The following is a 20753-nucleotide window of genomic DNA, read 5'->3' as shown; positions in this document are numbered from 1 at the left end:
ACCATGGAGCCCGCCATGACCACCATTCCAACCCTCGAAACCGAACGGCTGATCCTGCGCCCCCACCGGCTGGAGGAGTTCGAGACCTATGCGGAATTCTGGGCCGACCCGGACGTGGTCCGCTACATATCCGGTATCCCCTCGTCCCGCGAAACCAGCTGGAGCCGCATGCTGCGCGTCAACGGCATGTGGCAGCTCATGGGTTTCGGCTTCCTGGCGATCGAGGAGAAGGAAACCGGGCGCTTTCTCGGGGAAGCCGGTTTCCAGGATATGCGCCGCGAGTTTCAACCCTCCATCGAGGGGACGCTCGAGACGGGCTGGGCACTCATCCCGTGCGTCCACGGCCGCGGTTATGCAACCGAAGCGGTGGGCGCAATGATCGCCTGGGGCGACGCCCATTTCCCCGATCGCCGGATGACCTGCATCATCAGCCCCGAAAATGCCGCCTCGCTCAGGCTCGCATCCAAACTCGGCTTCCGCGAGTTCGCCCGTGCCGATTATCATGGCCCGATCGTGGTGCTGGCGCGCGAAAACTGATCGCGCGACAAGCCGTCAGCTTTTCGCCGGAAATTCGGCGAGCCGTGCTGCGTAACGCGCCATCGTGTCGACTTCGAAATTGACGAAATCGCCAGCCCTTCTATCGCCCCAGGTGGTGACGGCGAGCGTGTGGCGGATCAGCAGCACGTCGAAATCGGTGCCCTCGACTGCGTTGACCGTCAGCGAGGTGCCGTCGAGCGCGACCGAGCCCTTCGGCGCCACAAATCGGGCAAGCGCCTCGGGTGCGCGAAGACGGATGCGGACCGCCTCGCCCTCATGTTCGATGCCTAGAATTTCCGCCGTGCCGTCCACATGGCCGGAGACGATATGGCCGCCGAGTTCGTCGCCGATCTTCAGTGCCCGCTCCAGATTGACGCGCGTGCCCTCGGTCCAGGCCGCGATCGTCGTCAGCCGCAGCGCCTCTTCCCAGGCCTCAACCTCGAACCAGCGTTCGTTGCTGCCTTCGTCCGGCAGGTTTGTCACCGTCAGGCAGACGCCGCCATGGGAAATCGAGGCGCCCATGTCGATGGTTTTCGGGTCGTAATTGGTGGCGATCCTGAGCTTGACGCCTTCGTCCATCGGCGTCGTTGCCGCGACCGTGCCGACATCGGTGACAATTCCGGTGAACATCAGAAACCTCTTTCGTATTCGAAACAGCGGTCCGGCCCGAAGCTTTCCTCGCGCACGAACTTGAACCCTGCCGGCATATCGGATGGCGTCAGCGGCGATTCAAGCCCGCCCTCGCCGACAATGCCGGTGCCCTGGAACAGGAGGACGCGGTCGACGAGATTTGCGTCGAGGAAGGCCTTCGCGATGGTCGCGCCGCCTTCGACCAGAAGCGAGGACATGCCGCGAACCGCGAGGATCGCCAGGAGGATGTCAAGTTCGGTGCTGTCCATGATCTCGACGCCGGCGGCTTGGAGGGCGGCGGCTTTCGTAGCCAGATCACCCGCCGCCCCCGGAGCCAGATCGCCCCCCTCTGCCCTGCCGGGCATCTCCCCCACGGGTGGGGAGATCACGGATGCACTGTCTTGCCCCAAGCTCACCGATGGCGCCGGAGAAACGGGCTCGGAGCCAGAATGAGACGAATGAGCCCGCCGCGATTCAATCTCCCCCCTTGTGGGGGAGATGCCCGGCAGGGCAGAGGGGGGTGTCGTCGCACCCTCAACCTGCAAGACCGAGCCCGGTTCAGCCACAGCAATCACCGGCACGTCCCGCGCGCTCTTCACCAGCTTGGAATCCAACGGCAGTTCCAGCCGTCGGTCCAGCACGATGCGGGTCGGCGACCGGTTTTCCAGCCCCGAAATGCGCACCGTCAACTCCGGATCATCCGACAGCACAGTGCCGATGCCGACCAGGATCGCGTCGGCTTCGGCCCGCAGCCGGTGCACCTGCGCCCGCGCCTCGGGTCCGGTGATCGACACTTCCTCGCCGCGGCGGCCGAGCATGCCGTCGGCGGAAACGGCAAGCTTCAGAGTCACATGCGGGCGGCCCTTCGTCTGGCGGGTGAGGTAAGCGGCGAGCGCCCGGCGCCCCTCCTCCTCCATCAGGCCCGTCTCTACGACAATCCCGGCCTCGCGCAGGATCGCAATTCCTCGCCCGGAGACACGCGGATCGGGATCGGTCAGCGAGATGACGACGCGGGCGACGCCTGCCTCGACGAGCGCGTTGGCGCAAGGCGGCGTGCGGCCGTAATGCGAGCAGGGTTCGAGCGTGACATAGACGGTCGCCCCCCTCGCTTTTTCGCCGGCAATATCGAGCGCCTGGGTTTCCGCATGCGGCCGACCGCCCGGTGCGGTAACGGCGGAGCCGACGACCTCGCCGTCCTTGACGACCACGCAGCCGACCGAAGGATTGGTGCCCGTCTGACCGGTATGAAGGCGCGACAGACGCAGCGCCGACGCCATGAACCACCGATCTTCGGCAGCGCTCGTCATGGCTACGGCTCGATGCCGGGATCGCGGGCGATCTTGGCGTTGATCTCCTGGATCACCTTTTCGAAATCCTCTGCATGGGAGAAATCGCGATAGACGGAGGCATAACGCACGAAGGCGACGTCATCGAGGCTCTTCAAGGCCTCCAGCACCTGCAGGCCGATCTCTTCCGACGAAATCTCGTTCTCGCCGGAGCTTTCGAGCCGGCGCACGATACCGGAAACCGCCCGCTCGATGCGGTCATTGTCGACCGGCCGCTTGCGCAGCGCGATCTGGAACGACCGTACCAGCTTGTTGCGGTCGAACGGCACCTTACGGCCGGTCTTCTTGGTGACCATCAGTTCGCGAAGCTGCACGCGCTCGAAAGTCGTGAAGCGGCCTCCGCAATCCGGGCAGATACGCCGCCGGCGGATGGAGGTGTAATCCTCCGCCGGACGACTATCCTTGACCTGCGTGTCTTCCGAACCGCAATAGGGGCAGCGCATCGGCTCTCCTTGGATGGGCAAGAGGGACCGCGAATGCGGTCCCCGTTGGGATCACATATACGGGTACATGGGGAAGCGGCCGGTGAGCGCCACGACCTTGTCGCGCACGGCGGCTTCGACGCTTGCATTGCCTTCGTCGGAATTGGCCACCTTCAGGCCGTCGAGAACCTCGATGATGAGATTGCCGATCTCCTTGAATTCCGCTTCCTTGAAGCCGCGCGTCGTGCCGGCCGGGGTGCCGAGGCGGATACCGGAGGTAACGAAGGGCTTTTCCGGGTCGAAGGGAATGCCGTTCTTGTTGGTGGTGATGTAGCCGCGGCCGAGGGCCGCCTCGGCGCGCTTGCCGGTGGCGTTCTTCTTGCGCAGGTCGACCAGCATCAGGTGGTTGTCGGTGCCGCCGGAGACGATATCGAGGCCGCCGGCCATCAGCGTTTCGGACAGCGCCTTGGCATTCTTGACGATCTGGGCAGCGTAGTCCTTGAAGTCCGGCTGCAGCGCCTCGCCGAAGGCAACCGCCTTGGCGGCGATGATGTGCATCAGTGGACCGCCCTGGAGGCCCGGGAAGACGGCCGAATTGAACTTCTTGGCCAGTTCCTCGTCATTGGTGAGGATGACGCCGCCGCGGGGGCCGCGCAGCGACTTGTGGGTGGTGGTGGTGGCGACGTGGCAATGCGGGAACGGCGATGGATGCTGGCCGCCGGCAACCAGACCGGCGATATGGGCCATGTCGACCATCAGATAGGCGCCGACCGAATCGGCGATCTCGCGAAAACGCTTCCAGTCCCAGATGCGGGAATAGGCGGTGCCGCCGGCGATGATCAGCTTCGGCTTGGTTTCCTCGGCCTTGCGCTGCACCTCGTCCATGTCGAGCAGGTTGTCGCCTTCGCGCACGCCGTAGGAGACGACGTTGAACCACTTGCCCGACATGTTGACCGGCGAACCGTGGGTGAGATGCCCCCCGGAATTCAGGTCGAGACCCATGAACGTATCGCCCGGCTGCAGCAGCGCCAGGAACACGGCCTGGTTCATTTGGCTACCGGAATTCGGCTGGACGTTGACGAAATTGACGCCGAACAGCTTCTTGGCGCGCTCGATGGCGAGTTCCTCGGCGATATCGACGAACTGGCAGCCGCCGTAATAACGCTTGCCCGGATAACCTTCCGCATACTTGTTGGTCATGATCGAACCCTGCGCCTCAAGCACAGCGCGGGAAACGATGTTCTCCGAAGCGATCAGCTCGATTTCGTGGCGCTGGCGACCCAGTTCCTTCTCGATCGCGCCAAAGATTTCCGGATCGGATTCTGCAAGCGGGCGGGAGAAGAAGACGTCGGTGTTCGACATGTGCGAGGCTCCTCAAAGGGGTGGGCATTGCAATGTCGCGTCTTAGCCTTACGCCTTGCGCAGAGCAATACGGGGAACGACATTTGCTCGCCGGAAGACGCGGAGATGCTCCTGGAAAACAAAAAAGCCGCACCCTTTGCGGATGCGGCCTCCCGTAGACGAAAAAAGAAGCAGATCTTATTGCGGCAGCAGATCGTCGTCGGCAGCGCCGGCCGGCTTTTCGATGCCGGTGGTCGTCTGCAGTGCCAGTTCCTGGTTGCCGTCACGCTCGTAGATGTCGTCGCGGAACTGCACGACGCGGTCCTTCGCCGACCAGGCGGTGATGTAGACGATATAGACCGGAACTTCGGTCGTGAGCTTGATCGGGGTGTTCTGGCGCGTCGAGATGACCCGCTCGATCTCCTGGCGCGACCAGCCGGTTGTGTCGCGCAGCAGCCAGCTGATGAGGTCGCGGACGTTCTGAACGCGCATGCAGCCCGAGGATTCGAAACGCATCAGCTTGTTGAACAGGCCCTGCTGGGGCGTGTCGTGCATGTATTCGTTGTTCGGATTGTGGAAGTTGATCTTCGTCGAGGCCATGGCATTGATCTTGCCCGGATCCTGCCGGAACATCAGGTTCGGAGCCTTCGGCGCAAACCAGTCGACCGTTTCCGGCGCCACTTCATTACCCTTGCCGTCGATCAGGCGGATGTTGTTGCGGGTGAGATAGGTCGGATCCTTGCGCATCAGCGGCACGATGTCCTTCTCGACGATCGAGCGCGGCGCAGTCCAATAGGGGTTGAGGATGACCTCGTAGATCTTCGAGTTGATGGCGTGGGTCGGACGGTCGATACGCCCGACGACGGCATTGGTGCGCAGTGCCACGCGGTCGTTTTCCACCGCCTCGATATAGGCGGCTGGAATGTTGACCATGACATAGCGAGGGCCGAGATCGCCGGACATGGACTGCAGCCGCACCAGGTTGGTGCCCAGCTGGCGCATGCGCACGTCGGCCGATATGTTCATCGCCTTGACGGTAAATTCGCCCATTACGCCGTCGGCAGGCAGGCCGTGGCGGGCCTGAAAACGCTTCACCGCACCGTCGACATAGCTGTCGAACGAGGAAGACATGCCCGCTTCACGCGGCAGGTCGCCGGAAATCATCAGGCGCTGGCGCAATTGCTGCACGGACGGATCGACGACGCCGAGGCGCAGGCGCTGCTGGCCGGGATTGACCTCGGGCCAGCCGCCGTTCGCAACGATCTGCTGATAGTCAATGATCGCCTGCTGGATGTTCGCTGGTCCGCCGGCGCCGAGCACCGGATTGTTGGAGACGACGTTGACGGCGGTTCTGGATGCGGCCTTGGCGTCGAACTGGTCGTCCCAGGTGCCTCGGCGAGGCGCATTGATCAGATCGTCCATCGCCGTCTGGGCGAATGCGGGCGCTGCAAGTGCGGCGGCACCGGCAGAGAAGGCCGTGCGAAGCAGGGCACGGCGGGAAAGAGCTTCAGATCCGATCTTCTTCGACATCAATAATACCCATCTGGTCCCGAGCAGCATCAAGGACGCCTACAGGGATATGGTTAAGAACGCGCAAAAAGTTAGCGCAGCCGCACGGGGGCTTCGTCGTCATCGCAATGTCGTGAAAGCGCGAATTCCCGCCGGCCCGTTGCATCCAGCCGGTCCCATAGCAATATGGCCAATTCGTGTCAGGTACTTGCGCGTCACAAAGCCGTGTTGGCACGTGATTTTTTCAGGCGGCATATGCGCCACACCCTGCGAACGCAAGCGATCTCGGAACGGGCTGCGGGATCGTCGATCCGCGACCTGCTTCTTTTACGGAACCGGCCCGGCATTCTGGACAGCAAGCCCTCGCTTGGAAACGTAAAAGCCGTAAGCCTGGGACAAGCGGATTGGCTAAAAGTCGACCGTCAAAGTGAGGAATACGAGAATTGAACTGGTACCCGATCGAAGCCCTGGAGCCTGGAAAGCTGGTCGTCCTGCATTTTCGCGATGAGACCGCCCCGCAATGCGTCGGTTATGTCGAACAGGACGGCGTTTGCGGGTGGCCGGAAAAGGTGACTGGCCGCAGACCAGACGGCTGGCTCGACCTCTCCTCGATGTTTGCGGGCATGACGACCGAGATTCGCAGGGCCGCCGCGGCTACAATGTAGGCGAGCATTCCGGCGCAAACGGACTTATCGGAACGTATTTCCGATGCCCATAGCCGAATTCGTCTATCAACCCGGCTCCCATACTGGTAGGCACCCCAAACATCACCCATTGGAGAGCTACCGTGACCCTGGACGAAAAATACCAAATCATTGTCAATGCTTTCCAGAACAACAAGTTTGGCGTCTCGCCGACCTCCACACGCGGAGCCGTACAGAACTACTGTAAAAAGCACGGTCTCCAGGGCGAAGACTATACGGAAACCCTTGCCTCAGCGATGACTGCCGGCTTGATTGCCCAGATGGCGGACTCGGCCCTCACCATCCGAAACGCCGGCCGCGCCCTGCTGGCCCAGCGATAGGCTGGATTCTGCTGAGCGGCTACGCGGCTCGCACGCAAACAAGCGTATCACGGCATAATAGGAGGGGAGTTCCACATATCGGACCTTCGTTGTTTGACGCCGAACCAGCATTAAATCGTCAGGGCGGCGCGGTCCGGTGTAGCCGCCCATACCTCACGATGAGTCAGGTTGTGGATTGCCGCAACTAAAAGTTATCCCCAGCCCGTCGGCATCGCTATGATGGAATCACGCCATCTTGCGGAGCCACCATGTTTGCCAACAAGACTGTCTTTATCATCGGCGCAGGCGCCAGCTACGAAATCGGCTTACCTGTCGGATCGGCGCTCACGGGTATTATCGCTCAGAAACTCGACCTGAGAGAGAGTGGCAGTTGGGACGCCCACGGCGATAAAAACCTTGTCGGCGCTATAGTCGAGATGGCGAGAGGCAACAACTACGGCGCCGACATGCGGCGGTATTCGGCAGCGGCGCAGGACATCCGCAGGGCCATGCCACAAGCCATTTCAATCGACAATTTTCTCCACACCCACGCTCACGACGCGGACATCGTGACCTTGGGGAAAATGGGAATCGCGGCCAGCATCCTAGAGGCCGAAAACAAGAGCGGTATTTACCGCAAGGAGCACGGCCGGTACTCCATCGATTTCGGAGCAGCCAAGAGTTGGCACAATACCTTCTGCAAGATGCTTACTGAAAACGTCCAGAAGCCCGACGTTGATACCATTTTTGACAAAGTGGCCTTTATCACGTTCAACTATGACCGCTGCATCGAGCACTACCTCTCGATGTGGCTGACAAGCTACATGCGTATCCCATTCGAGGAGGCGTGCAGCATTTGCAAGAAGCTCCAGATTTTCCACCCTTACGGTCAGGTTGGGAAATTACCATGGCAGTCGGAGGATGGGGTTGGCGTAGGTTTCGGAGAGCAGCTCAGCGAATACAACATCACCCATACCGCAAAGCAAATCCGTACCTTCACGGAGCGCGTTGATGACGATGCAATGCTCGGCAAGATGCGCCAGGCAATCAGCGAGGCGACGACCGTGATTTATCTCGGATTCGCGTACGCGAAAATGAATATGGAGTTGATGAGGCTCGACTACGTTAGTGGGAGCAACAGGGTATACGGGACCACATTCGGGATGTCGGAGTCGAATAAGGAGCAAGCAATCAAGCGTGTGCACCTCGCCCTTAGCTCGAAAGATTCCGGAAATAATATACGGCGCCAGAATTTCGAGAGCGTTACCGCAAATCAACTGCTTTCCGACCACTGGTACGAACTCTCCGAATAATTCCTTTTGCTATCGTACGCTCTTGAGAGCGTTGTAAAACCCCGAAGTATACTTTGACAGATTCCCGCGCCGCCGCATGATGAACCTGCAAGCATCGAGCTCCAGGAGACATTCCCCATGAAACTTAACCCACAGACGTGAGCGCCCACAGCGATCCCCGCCTTCAAGAGAAGGCACGCTAGTGGCACGAGAACGGACGCAACGAGGCACATTTCTGTGCCTCGTTGCGCCCTCTCGTGCCACTTCATGACTGGAGGAAATGCAGTGGTTCCAAGCCCTTAGTGGATTAAAGGCGATACAAAATCTGGTCGTTCCAGAAGCGGTCGAGGCGCTGGAGCAGCTTGTTCATCTGGGAGAACTCGCCCTCGCCGATGCCGCCGACCTTTTCGATCGAGCCGATATGGCGCTCATAGAGCTTGCCGACGGCCTCGGCGATCTCCTGGCCTTCCGGCGTCAGGCTGATGCGGACCGAGCGGCGGTCGATGCGCGAGCGCTGGTGGTTGATGAAGCCGAGGTCGACCAGCTTCTTGACGTTGTAGGAGACGTTCGAGCCGAGATAGTAACCGCGGGAGCGCAGTTCGCCGGCCGTCAGTTCCGAATTGCCGATGTTGAACAGCAGGAGAGCCTGGACGGCGTTGACGTCGTCGCGACCCTGGCGGTCGAACTCGTCCTTGATCACATCGAGAAGGCGGCGATGCAGGCGCTCGACCAGATGCAGCGACTCCATGTACAGGGCGCGAATGGTATCTTCATGCGGATCTGCTACTGCCGGTGCCGCCTGCGGCTTCAGTTTCGTGTTCATCATGACTGCCTCATCCTGTTTTGTTTGGCGGTGTTTGTTTCTTCCCGCCTTGAGACAGACACTATCCAATACGCATAAAATTCGACTTAAAACATAGCCTTAACAGGTGCTTAACGCGCTTCTTCGAATTCTGGCCCGCCCTCGCCAGCCCAGGATGCGGCCATCCAGGTTTAAGATAAATCAATCAGTTAGCGGCAAATTTCCTGTCAAATTCGGCCGTCAAAGCTTTAATTTCAGGGTGAATCAATCCTTACCCGCTCCGCCTTGCGGCGCGCCTCGACCCATAAGGAGAGCCGAAATACGACGTAAAGCGCGGCGACGAGGCCGTGCATGAGGGGAACGAGACGGTTGTGTCCGAAGATCTCCGGCCAGACGATATACATCGACACCTGCGAGATCGCGGCGATTGCCCAGAGCACGGGCCCCCAGGACACGGTGAGCCAGAGGCCGAGCGAAGCGACCGGAAAAAGCACGGCAAGCGAAGACGCCGCCACCTTCCAGGGAAGGGTCAACAGATCGAAGCGGGCCATGCCCTTCAGCGAATAGCCGACCAGCATCGCCCAATATTGCAGGCCGAACCAGAAACAGGCGACCGCGACCAGCCTGAGGAAGACGACGTAGAGAATTTCGGTCAGCGTGCGCTTCGGCACCGTGAGTGAATCGGGTTCCATGGGACTACACTAGCCGCCGCGGTGGCCGACCGCCAGTACCAGCCTCTCGCCTGCACGATCGTTCAAGAGCTCTGCGCCTTGTCCTGATAGGGTTTGCCGCCAATCAAAGGAGAAGACATGACCGAGCGAACCTTTTCACATACGCCGATAAACCTCGCCGAGAAGCTGGCACGGATACCCGACCTCTGGCAGCAGCGCGTCGTCGCCGAAATGAACGACTACCAATTCAAGCTCGTCCGCATCGAAGGCGATTTCATTTGGCATGATCACCCGGAGACGGATGAAACCTTCATAGTTATCGAAGGCCATTTGCGGATCGACTTCCGCGACGGCAGCGTTCACATCGGGCCGGGCGAAATGTTCGTCGTGCCGAAGGGCGTGCAGCACAAGCCGTTCGCCGAAAAGGAAGTGGAGATGATGGTGATCGAGCCGCGTGGCGTCCTGAACACCGGCAACGAGGGCGGCGAACGGACGGCTCAAAACGATCTCTGGATCTAGCCGGGTCTCGACTGCGGCGATCGTTCCCATTCGCAAATGGCGTGCTGCATGATAATGACGCGCGCACGGGAAGAGAAGTTGGAGACTTTGCCATGGACAAGACGCATCTGGTCGACGAGATCACCGGCCACCGCCGCATGCGGCGTAACCGCAAGGCCGACTGGACGCGCAGGCTGGTGCAGGAGAACCGGCTGACGGTGGACGATCTGATCTGGCCGATCTTCATCGTTCCCGGCACCGGCATTGTCGATCCGATCGCCGCCATGCCTGGCGTCAACCGCATGAGCGTCGACAAGGCGGTCGAGGCGGTCAGGGAAGCGGCCCATCTCGGCATTCCGGCGATCGCCACCTTCCCCGATATCGAGATGGCGTTGCGCGACGAGACCGGCTCCAACAGCCTGGTCGCCAACAACCTGATCAACCAGGCGACCGCCGCTTTCAAGAAAGCCGTGCCGAATATCGGCATCATCACCGACGTGGCGCTCGATCCGTTCACCAGCCACGGCCATGACGGGATCCTCCGGGACGGAGTGATCGTCAACGACGAGACGGTCGACCAGATCGTCCGCGCCGCCGTCATGCAGGCGGATGCCGGCGCCGACATCATCGCGCCGTCGGAAATGATGGACGGCCGGATCGGTGCCATCCGCCGCGGGCTGGACGCCGCGGGCCATCAGGATGTCGGCATCATGTCCTATGCGACGAAGTTCTCCTCCGGCTTCTACGGGCCCTATCGCGAGGCGATCAATACCAGCGGCCTCCTGAAGGGCGACAAGAACAGCTACTACATTTCGCCGGCCAACGGCACCGAAGCAGTGCGGGACGCGGCTCTCGACGTCGAGGAAGGTGCCGACATGCTGATGGTCAAACCCGGCATCGCCTATCTCGACATCTGCTGGCGCATCAAGGAAGCGTTCGGTCTGCCCGTCTTCGCCTACCAGGTCTCCGGCGAGTACACGCAGATCAAGGCCGCCGCGATGAACGGCTGGATCGACGGCGAACGGGTCATGATGGAGACGCTGCTCTGCTTCAAACGCGCCGGCTGCGACGGCATTCTTTCCTATTTCGCGTTGGACGTGGCGAAGAAATTGGCGAAGAACGGGTGACCTTGTTGCCGAGACGGTTTCATCCCATATCAATGTTCGAGAAACAGGAGATGTTGAAACTATGAGCCTCGACCCGAACCCGACCTATGCCGCACCGGACGACTGGCGCGCCTATAGTGGCGTTCTTTCGCGGCGGGTGTTCGCCTTCATCATAGACTACGTGATCGTGCTGCTTTTGTGCATTCCGGCGGCGGTCGTGGTGTTCTTCCTCGGCATCATCACGCTCGGTCTCGGCTTCATGCTCTATCCGGCCCTGTTCGTGATCGTCGCCCTTCTCTATTTCGGGATGACGCTCGGTGGCTCGGCTCAAGCGTCGCCCGGCATGCGCGCGATGGGGCTCGCCATGGCGCGGCTCGACGGCCGGCGGATGGATTTCCTGACCGCCATGGCCCATACGGTGATCTTCTGGATCATCAACTCGGTGCTGACGCCGCTGATTCTGCTCGCCGGCCTGTTCATCGAGCGTTCGCGCCTCGTGCACGACCTGCTGCTCGGCACCGTCGTGGTGCGTACGTCGTAACGATTACGCTACTGACCGAAAGTTTATGGCACTAGCCGGCTGCCTGTCGCAGCATACGGTTGACGTTTCGCTTTTATGCGCCATGGTATGACATTTACGATCCTAAAGACCGGACTGCCACGACGCAATGAACACCCAGGCAACGCCCTCACCGCAGTTCTACCTGACGGCCCCGGCAGTTTGTCCCTATCTCCCGGGTGAAATGGAGCGAAAGGTCTTCACTCACCTGGTAGGCCCTCGCGCGGCCGAGATGAACGACCTACTGACCCAGGGCGGTTTCCGCCGTTCGCAGAACATCGCCTACCGGCCGGCCTGCGAATCATGCCGCGCGTGCATTTCCGTGCGCATCCTCGCTCACGAATTCGAGCCCGTGCGTTCGATGAAACGGGTTCTCGCCACCAATCGCGATGTGATAGCGACGGTCTACCCCGCGCAGCCCTCCACGGAACAGTTCTCGCTCTTCCGCCGCTATCTCGACGACCGTCATCAGCGGGGCGGCATGTCGGACATGTCGGCGCTCGACTATGCGATCATGGTCGAGGATACGCATGTCAACACCCGCATCATCGAGTACCGCCGCCGCGAGCCAGGCTCCGGCATCAGCGCCGAACCGAAGGGCGAGCTGCTTGCCGTAGCACTTACCGACATGATGAGCGACGGCCTGTCGATGGTCTATTCCTTCTTCAATCCCGAGTATGAAAAGCGCTCGCTCGGCACGTTCATGATCCTCGACCACATCGCCCGCACCAGGACGCTCGGCCTGCCGCATGTCTATCTCGGTTATTGGGTGAAGGGTTCGGCGAAGATGGGTTACAAGACCCGCTTCCAGCCCCAGGAACACCTGACCCCGCGCGGCTGGGAAATCTTCGATCCCGCCACGGACATCTGAAATCATCCCATGAACGATCATAAAAAGGGCCTCGTGCTCACCGCAATCGGCGGTCTTGCGCTCTCCTTCGATGTGCCGCTGGTGCGGCTCGGGCATGGCGAGATGTGGTCTACGGTTGCGCTGCGCAGCACCGCGACCTTCGCCGCCGCCATCATCCTGTGGCTGCTCGTCCGGCGCTTCGGCGCGACCCGCCCGGTGCTGATCCCCGGAAAAGCGGGGCTTTCCGCCGGGTTCTGCTACGGCATTTCGACGATCGCCTTCCTCGGCGCCGTCTTCAACACGGCAACCGCCAACGTCGTCTTCATCGTCGCCTTCACACCGATGTATGCCGCCATTCTCGGCTGGCTGGTCCTCAAGGAACGCCCCTCGCCTTCGACGCTCGTCACCATGCTGGTGATGTTTCTGGGCGTCGGCCTGATCGTCTCGGGCGGCCTTGCGGGCGGCCACCTGCTCGGCGACATCCTGGCGGCAACGGCCTCGTTCCTGCTGGCCTTAGCGATCACGCTCAGTCGGGTGGCGCGCATCGACATGGGTTTCGTGCCGCTGGTCGCAACCATCATACCGGCAACGATCGGGCTTTCCTTCGTCGCCGCATCCTCCCTTGCCGGCACGGGCGGCTTTTCAGTCGCAGACCCCGTCTGGGTGACGTTCGACGGCGCGATCATGATGCCGCTCGCCTTCTGGTGCCTGGCGACCGGCCCGAAATATCTCTCCGGCCCCGAGGTCGGCATGTTCTACCTGCTCGAAACGATCCTCGCGCCGATCTGGGTCTGGCTGATATTTGCCGAAATCCCATCAAGCCGCACGCTCTTCGGCGGCTCGATCCTGGTACTGGCGCTGATCGGATATTCGGCCTGGCAGATGCGGCGGGTGGCGCGTCGCGATTATCTCGCAACGCGCCCAATCAGCTCCTGATCACCCGGCGAACTTCCCGCTCCGCGGAAAGCCCTTCGGAACGGCGCGGCCGGCGGTGGCGCGGTCGGCGATCCATTCCAGCAGTTCGTCCTTGTTGCGGGTGAAGGAGCGGCCGGCGCTGTCTTCCCAGGAAAGGCCGTCGGCCATGGTAAAGCAGCGGATATCGGAAATGCCGCCGTCCTTGTAGCGCTGCAGGCGCACGCCCTTGCCGCGGGTCATTTCCGGCAGCTGCGATAGCGGGAAGACCAGCAGCTTGCGGTTCTCGCCGACGACCGCGACATGATCGCCCGAGACCGGCACGACCAGCTTCGTCTCATCGGGCATGGCAACGTTCATGATCTGCTTGCCCTTGCGGGTATTGGCGATCATCTCGCTCTCGGCGACGACGAAACCGTTGCCCGCGGTCGAGGCGACGATCAGCTTGCGCTGTGGATCGTGGACGAAGGCGGTCAGGATGTCCTGGTCGTTCTCCATGTCGACGATGATGCGGATCGGCTCGCCATGGCCGCGGCCGCCCGGCAATTTGTCGGCGCCGAGTGTATAGGCCTTGCCGCCCGTCGTGACGAGCAGCAGCTTGTCGGTCGTCTGCGCCGTAAACGCGATCTTCGGCCCGTCGCCTTCCTTGAAGGTCAGCGTCGAGGTATCCGAGATATGTCCCTTCAGCGCGCGAATCCAGCCCTTCTGCGAGACGACGACGGTGATCGGTTCCTTCTCGATCATCGACTGGTTGATCGCCTCGATATCGGCATCCGGCGCATCGGCGAAGGTCGTCAGTCGCGCGTACGGCTTGCCGCGGCCCTTGGCGAAATTCTTGCGGACGTCCTGGATCTCGTGCTCGATCACCCGCCACTGCTTGTCCTCGGAAGCCAGCAGCGATTCAATATCCGCCTTCTCTTTGGTGAGGTTCTCGTGCTCGGTGCGGATCTCGAACTCCTCGAGCTTGCGCAAGGCACGCAGCCGCATGTTGAGGATCGCCTCGACCTGCATGTCGGAGAGCGACCAGCGCTCCATCATGACAGGCTTCGGTTCGTCCTCCTCGCGGATGATGCGGATCACCTCGTCGATATTGAGGTAGGCGATCAAGAGGCCGCCGAGGATTTCCAGGCGCCGGTCGATCGTCGCCAGCCGGAAGCGCGAGCGGCGCACCAGCACGTCGCGGCGATGCGCCAGCCATTCCAGCAGCACTTCGTTGAGCGCCATCACCTTGGGCACCCGGCCCATGGAGAGCACGTTCATGTTGAGCGGCAGACGGGTTTCCAGCTCGGACAGCTTGAACAGCGATTCCATCAGCAGGGTCGCATCCACCGTGCGGCTCTTCGGCACGAGAACGACGCGAACGTCTTCGGCCGATTCGTCGCGAACGTCTTCGAGCAGCGGCAGCTTGCGGGCGAGCAGCAGTTCGGCGATCTTTTCGATCAGGCGCGATTTCTGCACCTGGAACGGAATTTCGGTGACCACGATCTGGTAGCCGCCACGGCCGAGATCCTCGATGACCCAGCGGGCGCGGACGCGAAAACCGCCGCGACCAGTCTTGTAGGCCTCGACGATCGACTGTCGGCTGTCAATGATGATGCCGCCGGTCGGCAGATCGGGGCCTTCGATGCCGCCCTTGGCGGGCTCGGCCGGATCCGCCATCAGGTCCTCGATGGTCGCGGCCGGGTTCTTGATCAGGTGAAGCGCGGCATCGCAGAGTTCGTGGACATTGTGCGGCGGGATGGATGTCGCCATGCCGACCGCGATGCCCGATGTGCCGTTGGCCAGCAGGTTCGGGAAGGCGCCGGGCAAGACGACCGGTTCCGAATTCGATTCGTCGTAGGTATCGCGGAAATCCACCGCGTCCTGGTCGATGCCTTCGAGCAGCAGTTCGGAAACCGCCGTCATCTTACTCTCGGTGTAACGCATCGCGGCAGGGCTATCGCCGTCGATATTGCCGAAATTGCCCTGGCCGTTGACGAGCGGATAGCGCTGGGAGAAATCCTGTGCAAGGCGCGCCAGCGCATCGTAGATCGACTGGTCGCCGTGCGGATGGAAGTTACCCATCACCTCGCCGACGATCTTGGCGCATTTGCGGAAGGCTGCATTGGGACGCAGGCCCATCTCGCTCATCGCATAGACGATGCGGCGGTGGACAGGTTTCAGGCCGTCGCGCACGTCCGGTAACGCACGATGCATGATTGTGGAAAGCGCATAGGCGAGGTAACGCTCTTCGAGCGCTGCTTTCAGATCGACCGGCAGGATGTTGTCGCCGCCGTCGCCGCCGGGTGGTGTCAGATTTTTTCCCATGGGCCTTGACTAGCGGAAAGCCTGATTCTCGGCAAGAAAGACCGGGCGACAGCCTGTGGATGAAGGCATTTCAGAAGCTCAAATCAGCGTTTGGTTTACCCTGAATCGTCAGCCGCAATTTTGACGAAAGGAATGTGGAACAAAGCCATAAACCTTTTACCCGGCGTGCCTATAAGGTGCGCGAACCAGTAGCCGAACTACCAACAAACCCAAAACGAAACGCGGGCCGGATCATTGCCCGCCAGGAGGAAATCCGATGCAATACTCCACCAAGGCCCGGCTTCTGCTCGCCGGCGCAGCGCTTTCGACTTTCGCCGGCCCGGCGTTTGCGCTCGACGGCAACGATCTCGTCGCCAAGATCAACAGTGCGCTCTCGGTCCAGGGCGGCGCCGGCTTCTCGGCGGAGAAGGCCACCGTCAGCGGTTCGGACGTCACGCTCACCAATGCCAAAATCCTGATCCAGGCCGGCAAGCAGAGCCTGCCACTCGGCACCGTCAGGTTCGAGGGCGTCGAAGAGGATAATGGCGGCTACACGGCCGAGACGGTCACGTTCGACAACGTCAACGCCACCCAGGACAAGACTACCTTCACTGCCTCGGACATCTCGATCAGCGGCCTCACCGTTCCGGGCAATCCGGGCGGCGACAACCTTGAGGCAATCCTGCTCTATGACGAGGCGCATGTCGGCAAGATGACCGCCACCGTCGACGGCAAGCCGGCTTTCTCAGTCGACGAGGTGAACGTCACGACGGAGGTCGCCGACGACAATTCCTCCATCGGCTTCGACCTCCAGGCCAACGGCATCAAGAGCGACCTCAGCCTCGTCGATGATGCGCAGGCCAAGGACACGCTGCAGCAGCTCGGCATCACCTCGCTTGACGGCAAGGTCGCCATGTCCGGCGCCTGGACCCTCAAGGACGGCACGCTCGACATCGATGAATACGCGCTCGATTTCGCCAAGGTCGGTCGCCTCAACCTCGCCTTCAGCATGTCCGGCTACACGCTCGACTTCATCAAGTCGGCGAATGAAACGGCCAAGGCGATGGAATCCAATCCGAACAAGGAAGAAGCCCAGCAGGCCGCAGGCCTTGCGATGCTCGGCCTGATGCAGCGCCTCACCTTCAACAGCGCCGAGATCCGCTTCGAAGACGCCGGCATCACCAAGAAGGCGCTCGACTATGCCGGCAAGAGCCAGGGCACCACGGGCGAAGCCATGGCGCAGATGCTGAAGGGCATGACGCCGCTGATGCTGGCGCAATACAACGTGCCGGAACTGCAGAACATGGTCAGCGCTGCGGTCAACACCTATCTCGACAAACCGGGCAGCTTCACGATCACTGCGGAACCGGCCAGTGCCGTCCCCTTCCCGATGATCATGGGTGCCGCGATGGGCGCACCAAACACGCTGCCGAAGGTCCTTGGCGTCAAGGTCACCGCCAACGACTGAGGCCGGCGACAGTGATTCGAAAAGCCCCGGCGAGAAATCGCTGGGGTTTTTCCTTTAATGGGCCTGGGAACTCGACATCGAGGCATGGTCTTTGTCATGGAGTGCGAAGCGATCGATCATGCCGGCGCTCGCCTCGTTGGCCCCCCGCACGGTCACGTCCACACCTCGACGACGGTATTTGAGGACGATGTCGTCCAGCGCGCCGACCGCGGAAATATCCCAGAGATGCGCGTCGCCTACGTCGATCAGCACGGTCGCCACCGACTCCTCGAAATCGAAGGACTTCAGCAGGCTCTCGGCGGAGGCGAAGAAGATCTGTCCCTCCACACGATAGGTCCGGACACGACCGTCCGAAGAGAGCTCCGAGCGGACGCGGAAGAGCCGCGCCACCTTGCCGGCGAAGAAGATGCCGGAGAGCAGGACGCCGACCAGAACGCCCTTCGACAGGTCCTGGGTGGCGAGAACGGTCGCGACGGTCGCCAGCATGACGATCGACGAGGTTCCCGGATGGCGCTTGAGATCGACCACGGACTTCCATGAGAAAGTGCCGATCGAGACCATGATCATTACCGCCACGAGTGCCGCCACCGGCACCACCCTCAACACGTCGTCGAGCACGAGCAACAGCACCAGCAGGAAAGCGCCGGCGACGAAGGTCGACAGCCGCCCCCGCCCGCCCGACTTAACGTTGATCACGGACTGACCGATCATCGCGCAGCCGCCCATGCCGCCGAACAGCGCCGCAACGATATTGCCGGAGCCCTGGCCGAAACACTCCTGGCTCTTGCTGCTGGTCGTATCCGTCATGTCATCGACGATCTGGGCCGTCAGCAGGGATTCCAGGAGGCCGACGGCGGCAAGCGCGACCGAATAGGGAAAGATGATCTGCAGGGTTTCGAAGGTCAGCGGCACCTGCGGCCAGCCCAAGGCAGGCAGCGCGGTCGGCATTTCCCCGAGATCGGCGACGGTGCGGGCGTTGATGCCGAAGACCAGTGCCACGACCGTGACCACGATGATTGCGACCAGCGGCGACGGGACCACCTTCGTCACGTAAGGGAACAGGTAGATGACAGCAAGCGCCACGGCGATCAGCACATAGGTCACGTTCGGAACGTTGATGAGCTGCGGGATTTGGGCGACGAAGATCAGGATCGCCAGCGAATTGACGAAACCGGTCATCACCGAGCGCGATACGAAACGCATCAGACGCCCGAGCTTCAGGAAGCCGGCGAGGATCTGCAGCAGCCCCATCAGGATCGTCGCCGCAAACAGATACTGGATGCCGTAGTCGCGAACCAGCGGCCCCATCAGCACGGCAGTCGCTGCGGTCGCCGCCGAAATCATCGCCGGGCGGCCGCCGGTCAGCGCGGTGACGCAGGCGATTGCCACCGAGGCAAACAGGCCGACCTTGGGATCGACGCCGGCGATGACCGAAAACCCAACGGCTTCCGGAATGAGCGCCAGCGCCACGACGATGCCGGAGAGGACGTCGCCGCGAATATTGGAAAACCATTCGCGGCGGTAAGCTGAAATTCTGTTCATGAGGAAATTTCGCAAAAAAATCGCATCCGCCGGGAGGATTATCCAGGTGTGACCAGACGTGAGTGGGGCTGATGCTTTGCGTTGTCCGGCGGATCGGCGGCCGGAAGAGCCACCCGGGAGTCACACCCGAGTCCTTGTGATGGCAGACCATAAAGGGTCGGATGCTGCGGCGCAATGTCACGAACAGAAAACCCGGCGATCGCTCGCCGGGTTCTTGTGCTCGAAAAGAGCCGGATGGAAATTATTCCAGAACCTGGATGACGGTCCGGGTCTGCGGATTGACGATAACGCGTCGATCGTTGACGACCGTGTACGCATAATCGTCGTAACCCTCGACCCTGCGCACTTCTACCGTCTCCGGCAGCGCGGCGCCGACAGCGACCTCTCCCTCATAGGAGATAGATGGAACGCTCTGCTCCATGACATAGGTGCGGACTTCGCCGGGCAGGACGACCGTCGAATTGGTCGTGACCGGATCCTGGGTGACGATCGTCGTCTGGGCGTAAGCCGCGCCCGAGAGTGCGATCAGGACCGCCGACGCGGCCAGTAGGGTCTTGCGCATGTCTTTTTCTCCCTGTGCTTCTGCTGTTCTAACAACACAACGGCGCGGATATGGTTCCCCTATTCGCTTGACGCACGGGACGCCAGGATGGCATCCTGACGCCCCAGGCGGGCTCGATCGACACCATTGCGGTGGCAGGCAGGGACCGGCAACCGGGCATAGGCAGATGTTTTTATCGCTCAGAGGATCGTCCCTCTCCGAGGCGACCCTAGATAACGGTGTCTTTTAGCGGAGGTTTTTGCCCATGAATTTGCCGATCCAACCATCGACCCGGATATTCTGCCCAAGCATCGACGCGGCGATCGATGATGCCCTCGCCGCCAGGCGGCTGGTCGGCACCGTGGTGATGGTCGCCAGGGACGGCGAAATCGTCTACCGCCGCGCCGCCGGATTGGCGGACCGGGAAGCGGGCCTGAAGGCCAGCGAGGACACGATCTTCCGCCTGGCCTCGATCACCAAGCCGATCGTCACCATCACCGCCATGCGGCTGATCGAACAGGGCCGCATCGGCCTCGACGATCCGGTGACGAAATGGCTGCCGGATTTCCGGCCGCGGCTCGAAGACGGGTCCGAACCGGCGATCCTCATCCGGCATCTCCTCACCCACACCTCCGGCCTCAGCTATTGTTTTCACCTGGAAGATGGTCCCTATGTCCGGGCCGGCGTGTCGGATGGCGTCGATCAGCCGGGCCTCTCGCTGGAAGAGAACCTCCGCCGCATCGCCTCCGTGCCGTTGCTCTTTGCGCCCGGCACCGGCTGGCAATATTCCGTCGCCATGGACGTGATCGGCGGCGTCATCGAGAAGGAGACCGGCAAACGCCTCGGCGAGGCCGTCGCCGAGCTGGTCATGCGGCCGCTCGGACTTTCCGATACCGGCTTCACCGTTGTGGACCGTAGCCGGCTCGCGGCACCTTACGTTGATGGTTCACCCGAACCGAAGCGCATGGGCGAGACGGAGAAGGTCCGTGCGCTCGACGGATCGGTGACGTTCGCGCCGGACCGGATCTTCAACCCCGTATCCTTCCATTCCGGCGGCGGCGGCATGGCCGGGACCGCCTCCGACGTGCTGACCGTGCTCGAAACCATCCGTAAAGGCGGCGCGCCGCTACTGTCGGAAAACACGGTTCGGCAGATGACGACGAACCAGATCGGCGATCTGCTGGAGCCGACGCGGCCGGGCTTCGGGTTCGGTTTCGGCTGGGCGATCGTGCTCGATCCGGCAAAGGCGGGACTGCCGGTTTCGCCCGGTTCGCTGCAATGGGGCGGCGTCTACGGCCACCACTGGTTCATGGACCTCGCGAAGAAAATCACGCTGGTGGGGCTGACCAACACGACGCTCGAAGGCATGTGGGGCCAATTCACGCTGAACCTCAAAAAAGCCGTCGCCGCCGACCTTTAGGCCGGCGATCCTCAGAGA

General features: G+C 61.6%; 21 protein-coding genes and 1 other annotated feature. Of the genes, 11 read left to right on the top strand and 10 right to left on the bottom strand.

The genetic code is table 11. The annotated features are described in order from the left end of the window. Nucleotides 1–15 precede the first annotated feature (15 nt). The gene (locus tag C5J26_RS17925; protein ID WP_105403019.1) at nucleotides 16–537 is read left to right on the top strand and encodes a GNAT family N-acetyltransferase; all 522 of its coding nucleotides are present in this window, start codon (nucleotides 16–18) and stop codon (nucleotides 535–537) included. A gap of 15 nt (nucleotides 538–552) precedes the next feature. Here the strand turns inward: C5J26_RS17925 and C5J26_RS17920 are convergent, their stop codons facing one another. The 5 genes from C5J26_RS17920 to C5J26_RS17900 all read right to left on the bottom strand — a co-directional run bounded on the left by C5J26_RS17920 (nucleotide 553) and on the right by C5J26_RS17900 (nucleotide 5806). After that, complete coding sequence (locus C5J26_RS17920) at nucleotides 553–1167, bottom strand: riboflavin synthase (protein ID WP_105402970.1); 615 nt, start codon at nucleotides 1165–1167, stop codon at nucleotides 553–555. Then, complete coding sequence (gene ribD / locus C5J26_RS17915) at nucleotides 1167–2474, bottom strand: bifunctional diaminohydroxyphosphoribosylaminopyrimidine deaminase/5-amino-6-(5-phosphoribosylamino)uracil reductase RibD (RefSeq protein ID WP_105402969.1); 1308 nt, start codon at nucleotides 2472–2474, stop codon at nucleotides 1167–1169. Before ribD ends, C5J26_RS17920 begins: the two co-directional genes overlap by 1 nt. 2 nt (nucleotides 2475–2476) lie before the next feature. Then, a complete protein-coding gene (nrdR, locus tag C5J26_RS17910) occupies nucleotides 2477–2956 on the bottom strand; it encodes a transcriptional regulator NrdR (RefSeq protein WP_007771094.1) in 480 nt (159 codons plus the stop codon). 51 nt (nucleotides 2957–3007) lie between these two features. Further along, a complete protein-coding gene (glyA, locus tag C5J26_RS17905) occupies nucleotides 3008–4297 on the bottom strand; it encodes a serine hydroxymethyltransferase (protein ID WP_046636526.1) in 1290 nt (429 codons plus the stop codon). 177 nt (nucleotides 4298–4474) lie between these two features. Continuing rightward, entirely contained in the window at nucleotides 4475–5806 is a 1332-nt protein-coding gene (locus C5J26_RS17900) for a murein L,D-transpeptidase (RefSeq protein ID WP_105402968.1), read from the bottom strand. A gap of 422 nt (nucleotides 5807–6228) precedes the next feature. On the opposite strand from C5J26_RS17900, the gene C5J26_RS17895 reads away from it, so the two are divergent. From C5J26_RS17895 to C5J26_RS17885, 3 genes are all read left to right on the top strand, one after another. Next, a complete protein-coding gene (locus C5J26_RS17895) occupies nucleotides 6229–6450 on the top strand; it encodes a hypothetical protein (protein WP_105402967.1) in 222 nt (73 codons plus the stop codon). Between the two features lie 122 nt (nucleotides 6451–6572). After that, entirely contained in the window at nucleotides 6573–6809 is a 237-nt protein-coding gene (locus C5J26_RS17890; RefSeq protein ID WP_038541845.1) for a hypothetical protein, read from the top strand. A gap of 248 nt (nucleotides 6810–7057) precedes the next feature. Then, entirely contained in the window at nucleotides 7058–8101 is a 1044-nt protein-coding gene (locus C5J26_RS17885; RefSeq protein WP_105402966.1) for a hypothetical protein, read from the top strand. 286 nt (nucleotides 8102–8387) lie between these two features. Here C5J26_RS17885 and ldtR read toward each other — a convergent pair whose 3' ends face one another. Together ldtR and C5J26_RS17875 are read right to left on the bottom strand one after the other, a co-directional pair. After that, nucleotides 8388–8903, bottom strand: a complete 516-nt coding sequence (gene ldtR / locus C5J26_RS17880) for a transcriptional regulator LdtR (protein ID WP_037081118.1) — start codon at nucleotides 8901–8903, stop codon at nucleotides 8388–8390. A 233-nt stretch (nucleotides 8904–9136) separates the two neighbouring features. Continuing rightward, nucleotides 9137–9574, bottom strand: a complete 438-nt coding sequence (locus C5J26_RS17875; RefSeq protein WP_046636524.1) for a DUF6163 family protein — start codon at nucleotides 9572–9574, stop codon at nucleotides 9137–9139. A 117-nt stretch (nucleotides 9575–9691) separates the two neighbouring features. On the opposite strand from C5J26_RS17875, the gene C5J26_RS17870 reads away from it, so the two are divergent. The 5 genes from C5J26_RS17870 (at nucleotide 9692) to C5J26_RS17850 (ending at nucleotide 13502) form a co-directional block, all read left to right on the top strand. Further along, nucleotides 9692–10072: a cupin domain-containing protein gene (locus tag C5J26_RS17870; RefSeq protein WP_105402965.1), complete on the top strand. Its 381-nt coding sequence runs from the start codon at nucleotides 9692–9694 to the stop codon at nucleotides 10070–10072. A gap of 92 nt (nucleotides 10073–10164) precedes the next feature. Beyond that, nucleotides 10165–11178, top strand: coding sequence for a porphobilinogen synthase (gene hemB / locus C5J26_RS17865; protein ID WP_105402964.1), 1014 nt, complete (start codon nucleotides 10165–10167; stop codon nucleotides 11176–11178). A gap of 61 nt (nucleotides 11179–11239) precedes the next feature. Beyond that, entirely contained in the window at nucleotides 11240–11698 is a 459-nt protein-coding gene (locus C5J26_RS17860) for an RDD family protein (RefSeq protein WP_046667818.1), read from the top strand. A gap of 127 nt (nucleotides 11699–11825) precedes the next feature. Then, entirely contained in the window at nucleotides 11826–12587 is a 762-nt protein-coding gene (locus C5J26_RS17855) for an arginyltransferase (protein ID WP_046630036.1), read from the top strand. Between the two features lie 9 nt (nucleotides 12588–12596). Continuing rightward, nucleotides 12597–13502 carry a DMT family transporter gene (locus C5J26_RS17850; protein WP_105402963.1) on the top strand — a complete coding sequence of 302 codons (906 nt, stop codon included), beginning with the start codon at nucleotides 12597–12599 and terminating at the stop codon, nucleotides 13500–13502. Here the strand turns inward: C5J26_RS17850 and parC are convergent, their stop codons facing one another. Continuing rightward, nucleotides 13503–15785, bottom strand: a complete 2283-nt coding sequence (gene parC / locus C5J26_RS17845) for a DNA topoisomerase IV subunit A (RefSeq protein WP_105402962.1) — start codon at nucleotides 15783–15785, stop codon at nucleotides 13503–13505. 256 nt (nucleotides 15786–16041) lie between these two features. Here parC and C5J26_RS17840 point away from each other — a divergent pair, with 256 nt between their 5' ends. Continuing rightward, complete coding sequence (locus C5J26_RS17840) at nucleotides 16042–17232, top strand: hypothetical protein (protein WP_105402961.1); 1191 nt, start codon at nucleotides 16042–16044, stop codon at nucleotides 17230–17232. A 54-nt stretch (nucleotides 17233–17286) separates the two neighbouring features. Here the strand turns inward: C5J26_RS17840 and C5J26_RS17835 are convergent, their stop codons facing one another. Then, on the bottom strand, nucleotides 17287–18774 hold the full coding sequence (locus C5J26_RS17835; RefSeq protein ID WP_105402960.1) for a SulP family inorganic anion transporter: 1488 nt from the start codon (nucleotides 18772–18774) through the stop codon (nucleotides 17287–17289). A gap of 79 nt (nucleotides 18775–18853) precedes the next feature. After that, nucleotides 18854–18911, bottom strand: a sequence feature (sul1 is cis-regulatory element that is thought to sense ions involved in sulfur or methionine metabolism; They are found in Alphaproteobacteria). 104 nt (nucleotides 18912–19015) lie between these two features. Next, nucleotides 19016–19336, bottom strand: coding sequence for a DUF1236 domain-containing protein (locus C5J26_RS17830; protein WP_105402959.1), 321 nt, complete (start codon nucleotides 19334–19336; stop codon nucleotides 19016–19018). 244 nt (nucleotides 19337–19580) lie between these two features. On the opposite strand from C5J26_RS17830, the gene C5J26_RS17825 reads away from it, so the two are divergent. Beyond that, on the top strand, nucleotides 19581–20735 hold the full coding sequence (locus C5J26_RS17825; protein WP_105402958.1) for a serine hydrolase: 1155 nt from the start codon (nucleotides 19581–19583) through the stop codon (nucleotides 20733–20735). The last annotated feature ends 18 nt before the right edge of the window (nucleotides 20736–20753 follow it).

This window comes from Neorhizobium sp. T7_12, from assembly GCF_002968535.1.
GTDB classification, from domain to species: domain Bacteria; phylum Pseudomonadota; class Alphaproteobacteria; order Rhizobiales; family Rhizobiaceae; genus Neorhizobium; species Neorhizobium tomejilense.
This window is presented reverse-complemented; position numbering and strand designations above follow the sequence as displayed.

Excerpts from the sequence above, each read along its gene's own strand:
- C5J26_RS17855 (WP_046630036.1), top strand. The coding sequence starts at position 11,826 with ATGAACACCCAGGCAACGCCCTCACCGCAGTTCTACCTGACGGCCCCG.
- nrdR (WP_007771094.1), bottom strand. The coding sequence starts at position 2,956 with ATGCGCTGCCCCTATTGCGGTTCGGAAGACACGCAGGTCAAGGATAGT.
- C5J26_RS17860 (WP_046667818.1), top strand. The coding sequence starts at position 11,240 with ATGAGCCTCGACCCGAACCCGACCTATGCCGCACCGGACGACTGGCGC.
- C5J26_RS17920 (WP_105402970.1), bottom strand. The coding sequence starts at position 1,167 with ATGTTCACCGGAATTGTCACCGATGTCGGCACGGTCGCGGCAACGACG.
- hemB (WP_105402964.1), top strand. The coding sequence starts at position 10,165 with ATGGACAAGACGCATCTGGTCGACGAGATCACCGGCCACCGCCGCATG.
- ribD (WP_105402969.1), bottom strand. The coding sequence starts at position 2,474 with ATGACGAGCGCTGCCGAAGATCGGTGGTTCATGGCGTCGGCGCTGCGT.
- C5J26_RS17850 (WP_105402963.1), top strand. The coding sequence starts at position 12,597 with ATGAACGATCATAAAAAGGGCCTCGTGCTCACCGCAATCGGCGGTCTT.
- C5J26_RS17885 (WP_105402966.1), top strand. The coding sequence starts at position 7,058 with ATGTTTGCCAACAAGACTGTCTTTATCATCGGCGCAGGCGCCAGCTAC.
- parC (WP_105402962.1), bottom strand. The coding sequence starts at position 15,785 with ATGGGAAAAAATCTGACACCACCCGGCGGCGACGGCGGCGACAACATC.
- C5J26_RS17900 (WP_105402968.1), bottom strand. The coding sequence starts at position 5,806 with ATGTCGAAGAAGATCGGATCTGAAGCTCTTTCCCGCCGTGCCCTGCTT.
- C5J26_RS17835 (WP_105402960.1), bottom strand. The coding sequence starts at position 18,774 with ATGAACAGAATTTCAGCTTACCGCCGCGAATGGTTTTCCAATATTCGC.
- C5J26_RS17825 (WP_105402958.1), top strand. The coding sequence starts at position 19,581 with ATGAATTTGCCGATCCAACCATCGACCCGGATATTCTGCCCAAGCATC.
- C5J26_RS17925 (WP_105403019.1), top strand. The coding sequence starts at position 16 with ATGACCACCATTCCAACCCTCGAAACCGAACGGCTGATCCTGCGCCCC.
- C5J26_RS17830 (WP_105402959.1), bottom strand. The coding sequence starts at position 19,336 with ATGCGCAAGACCCTACTGGCCGCGTCGGCGGTCCTGATCGCACTCTCG.
- glyA (WP_046636526.1), bottom strand. The coding sequence starts at position 4,297 with ATGTCGAACACCGACGTCTTCTTCTCCCGCCCGCTTGCAGAATCCGAT.
- C5J26_RS17875 (WP_046636524.1), bottom strand. The coding sequence starts at position 9,574 with ATGGAACCCGATTCACTCACGGTGCCGAAGCGCACGCTGACCGAAATT.
- C5J26_RS17870 (WP_105402965.1), top strand. The coding sequence starts at position 9,692 with ATGACCGAGCGAACCTTTTCACATACGCCGATAAACCTCGCCGAGAAG.
- ldtR (WP_037081118.1), bottom strand. The coding sequence starts at position 8,903 with ATGAACACGAAACTGAAGCCGCAGGCGGCACCGGCAGTAGCAGATCCG.
- C5J26_RS17840 (WP_105402961.1), top strand. The coding sequence starts at position 16,042 with ATGCAATACTCCACCAAGGCCCGGCTTCTGCTCGCCGGCGCAGCGCTT.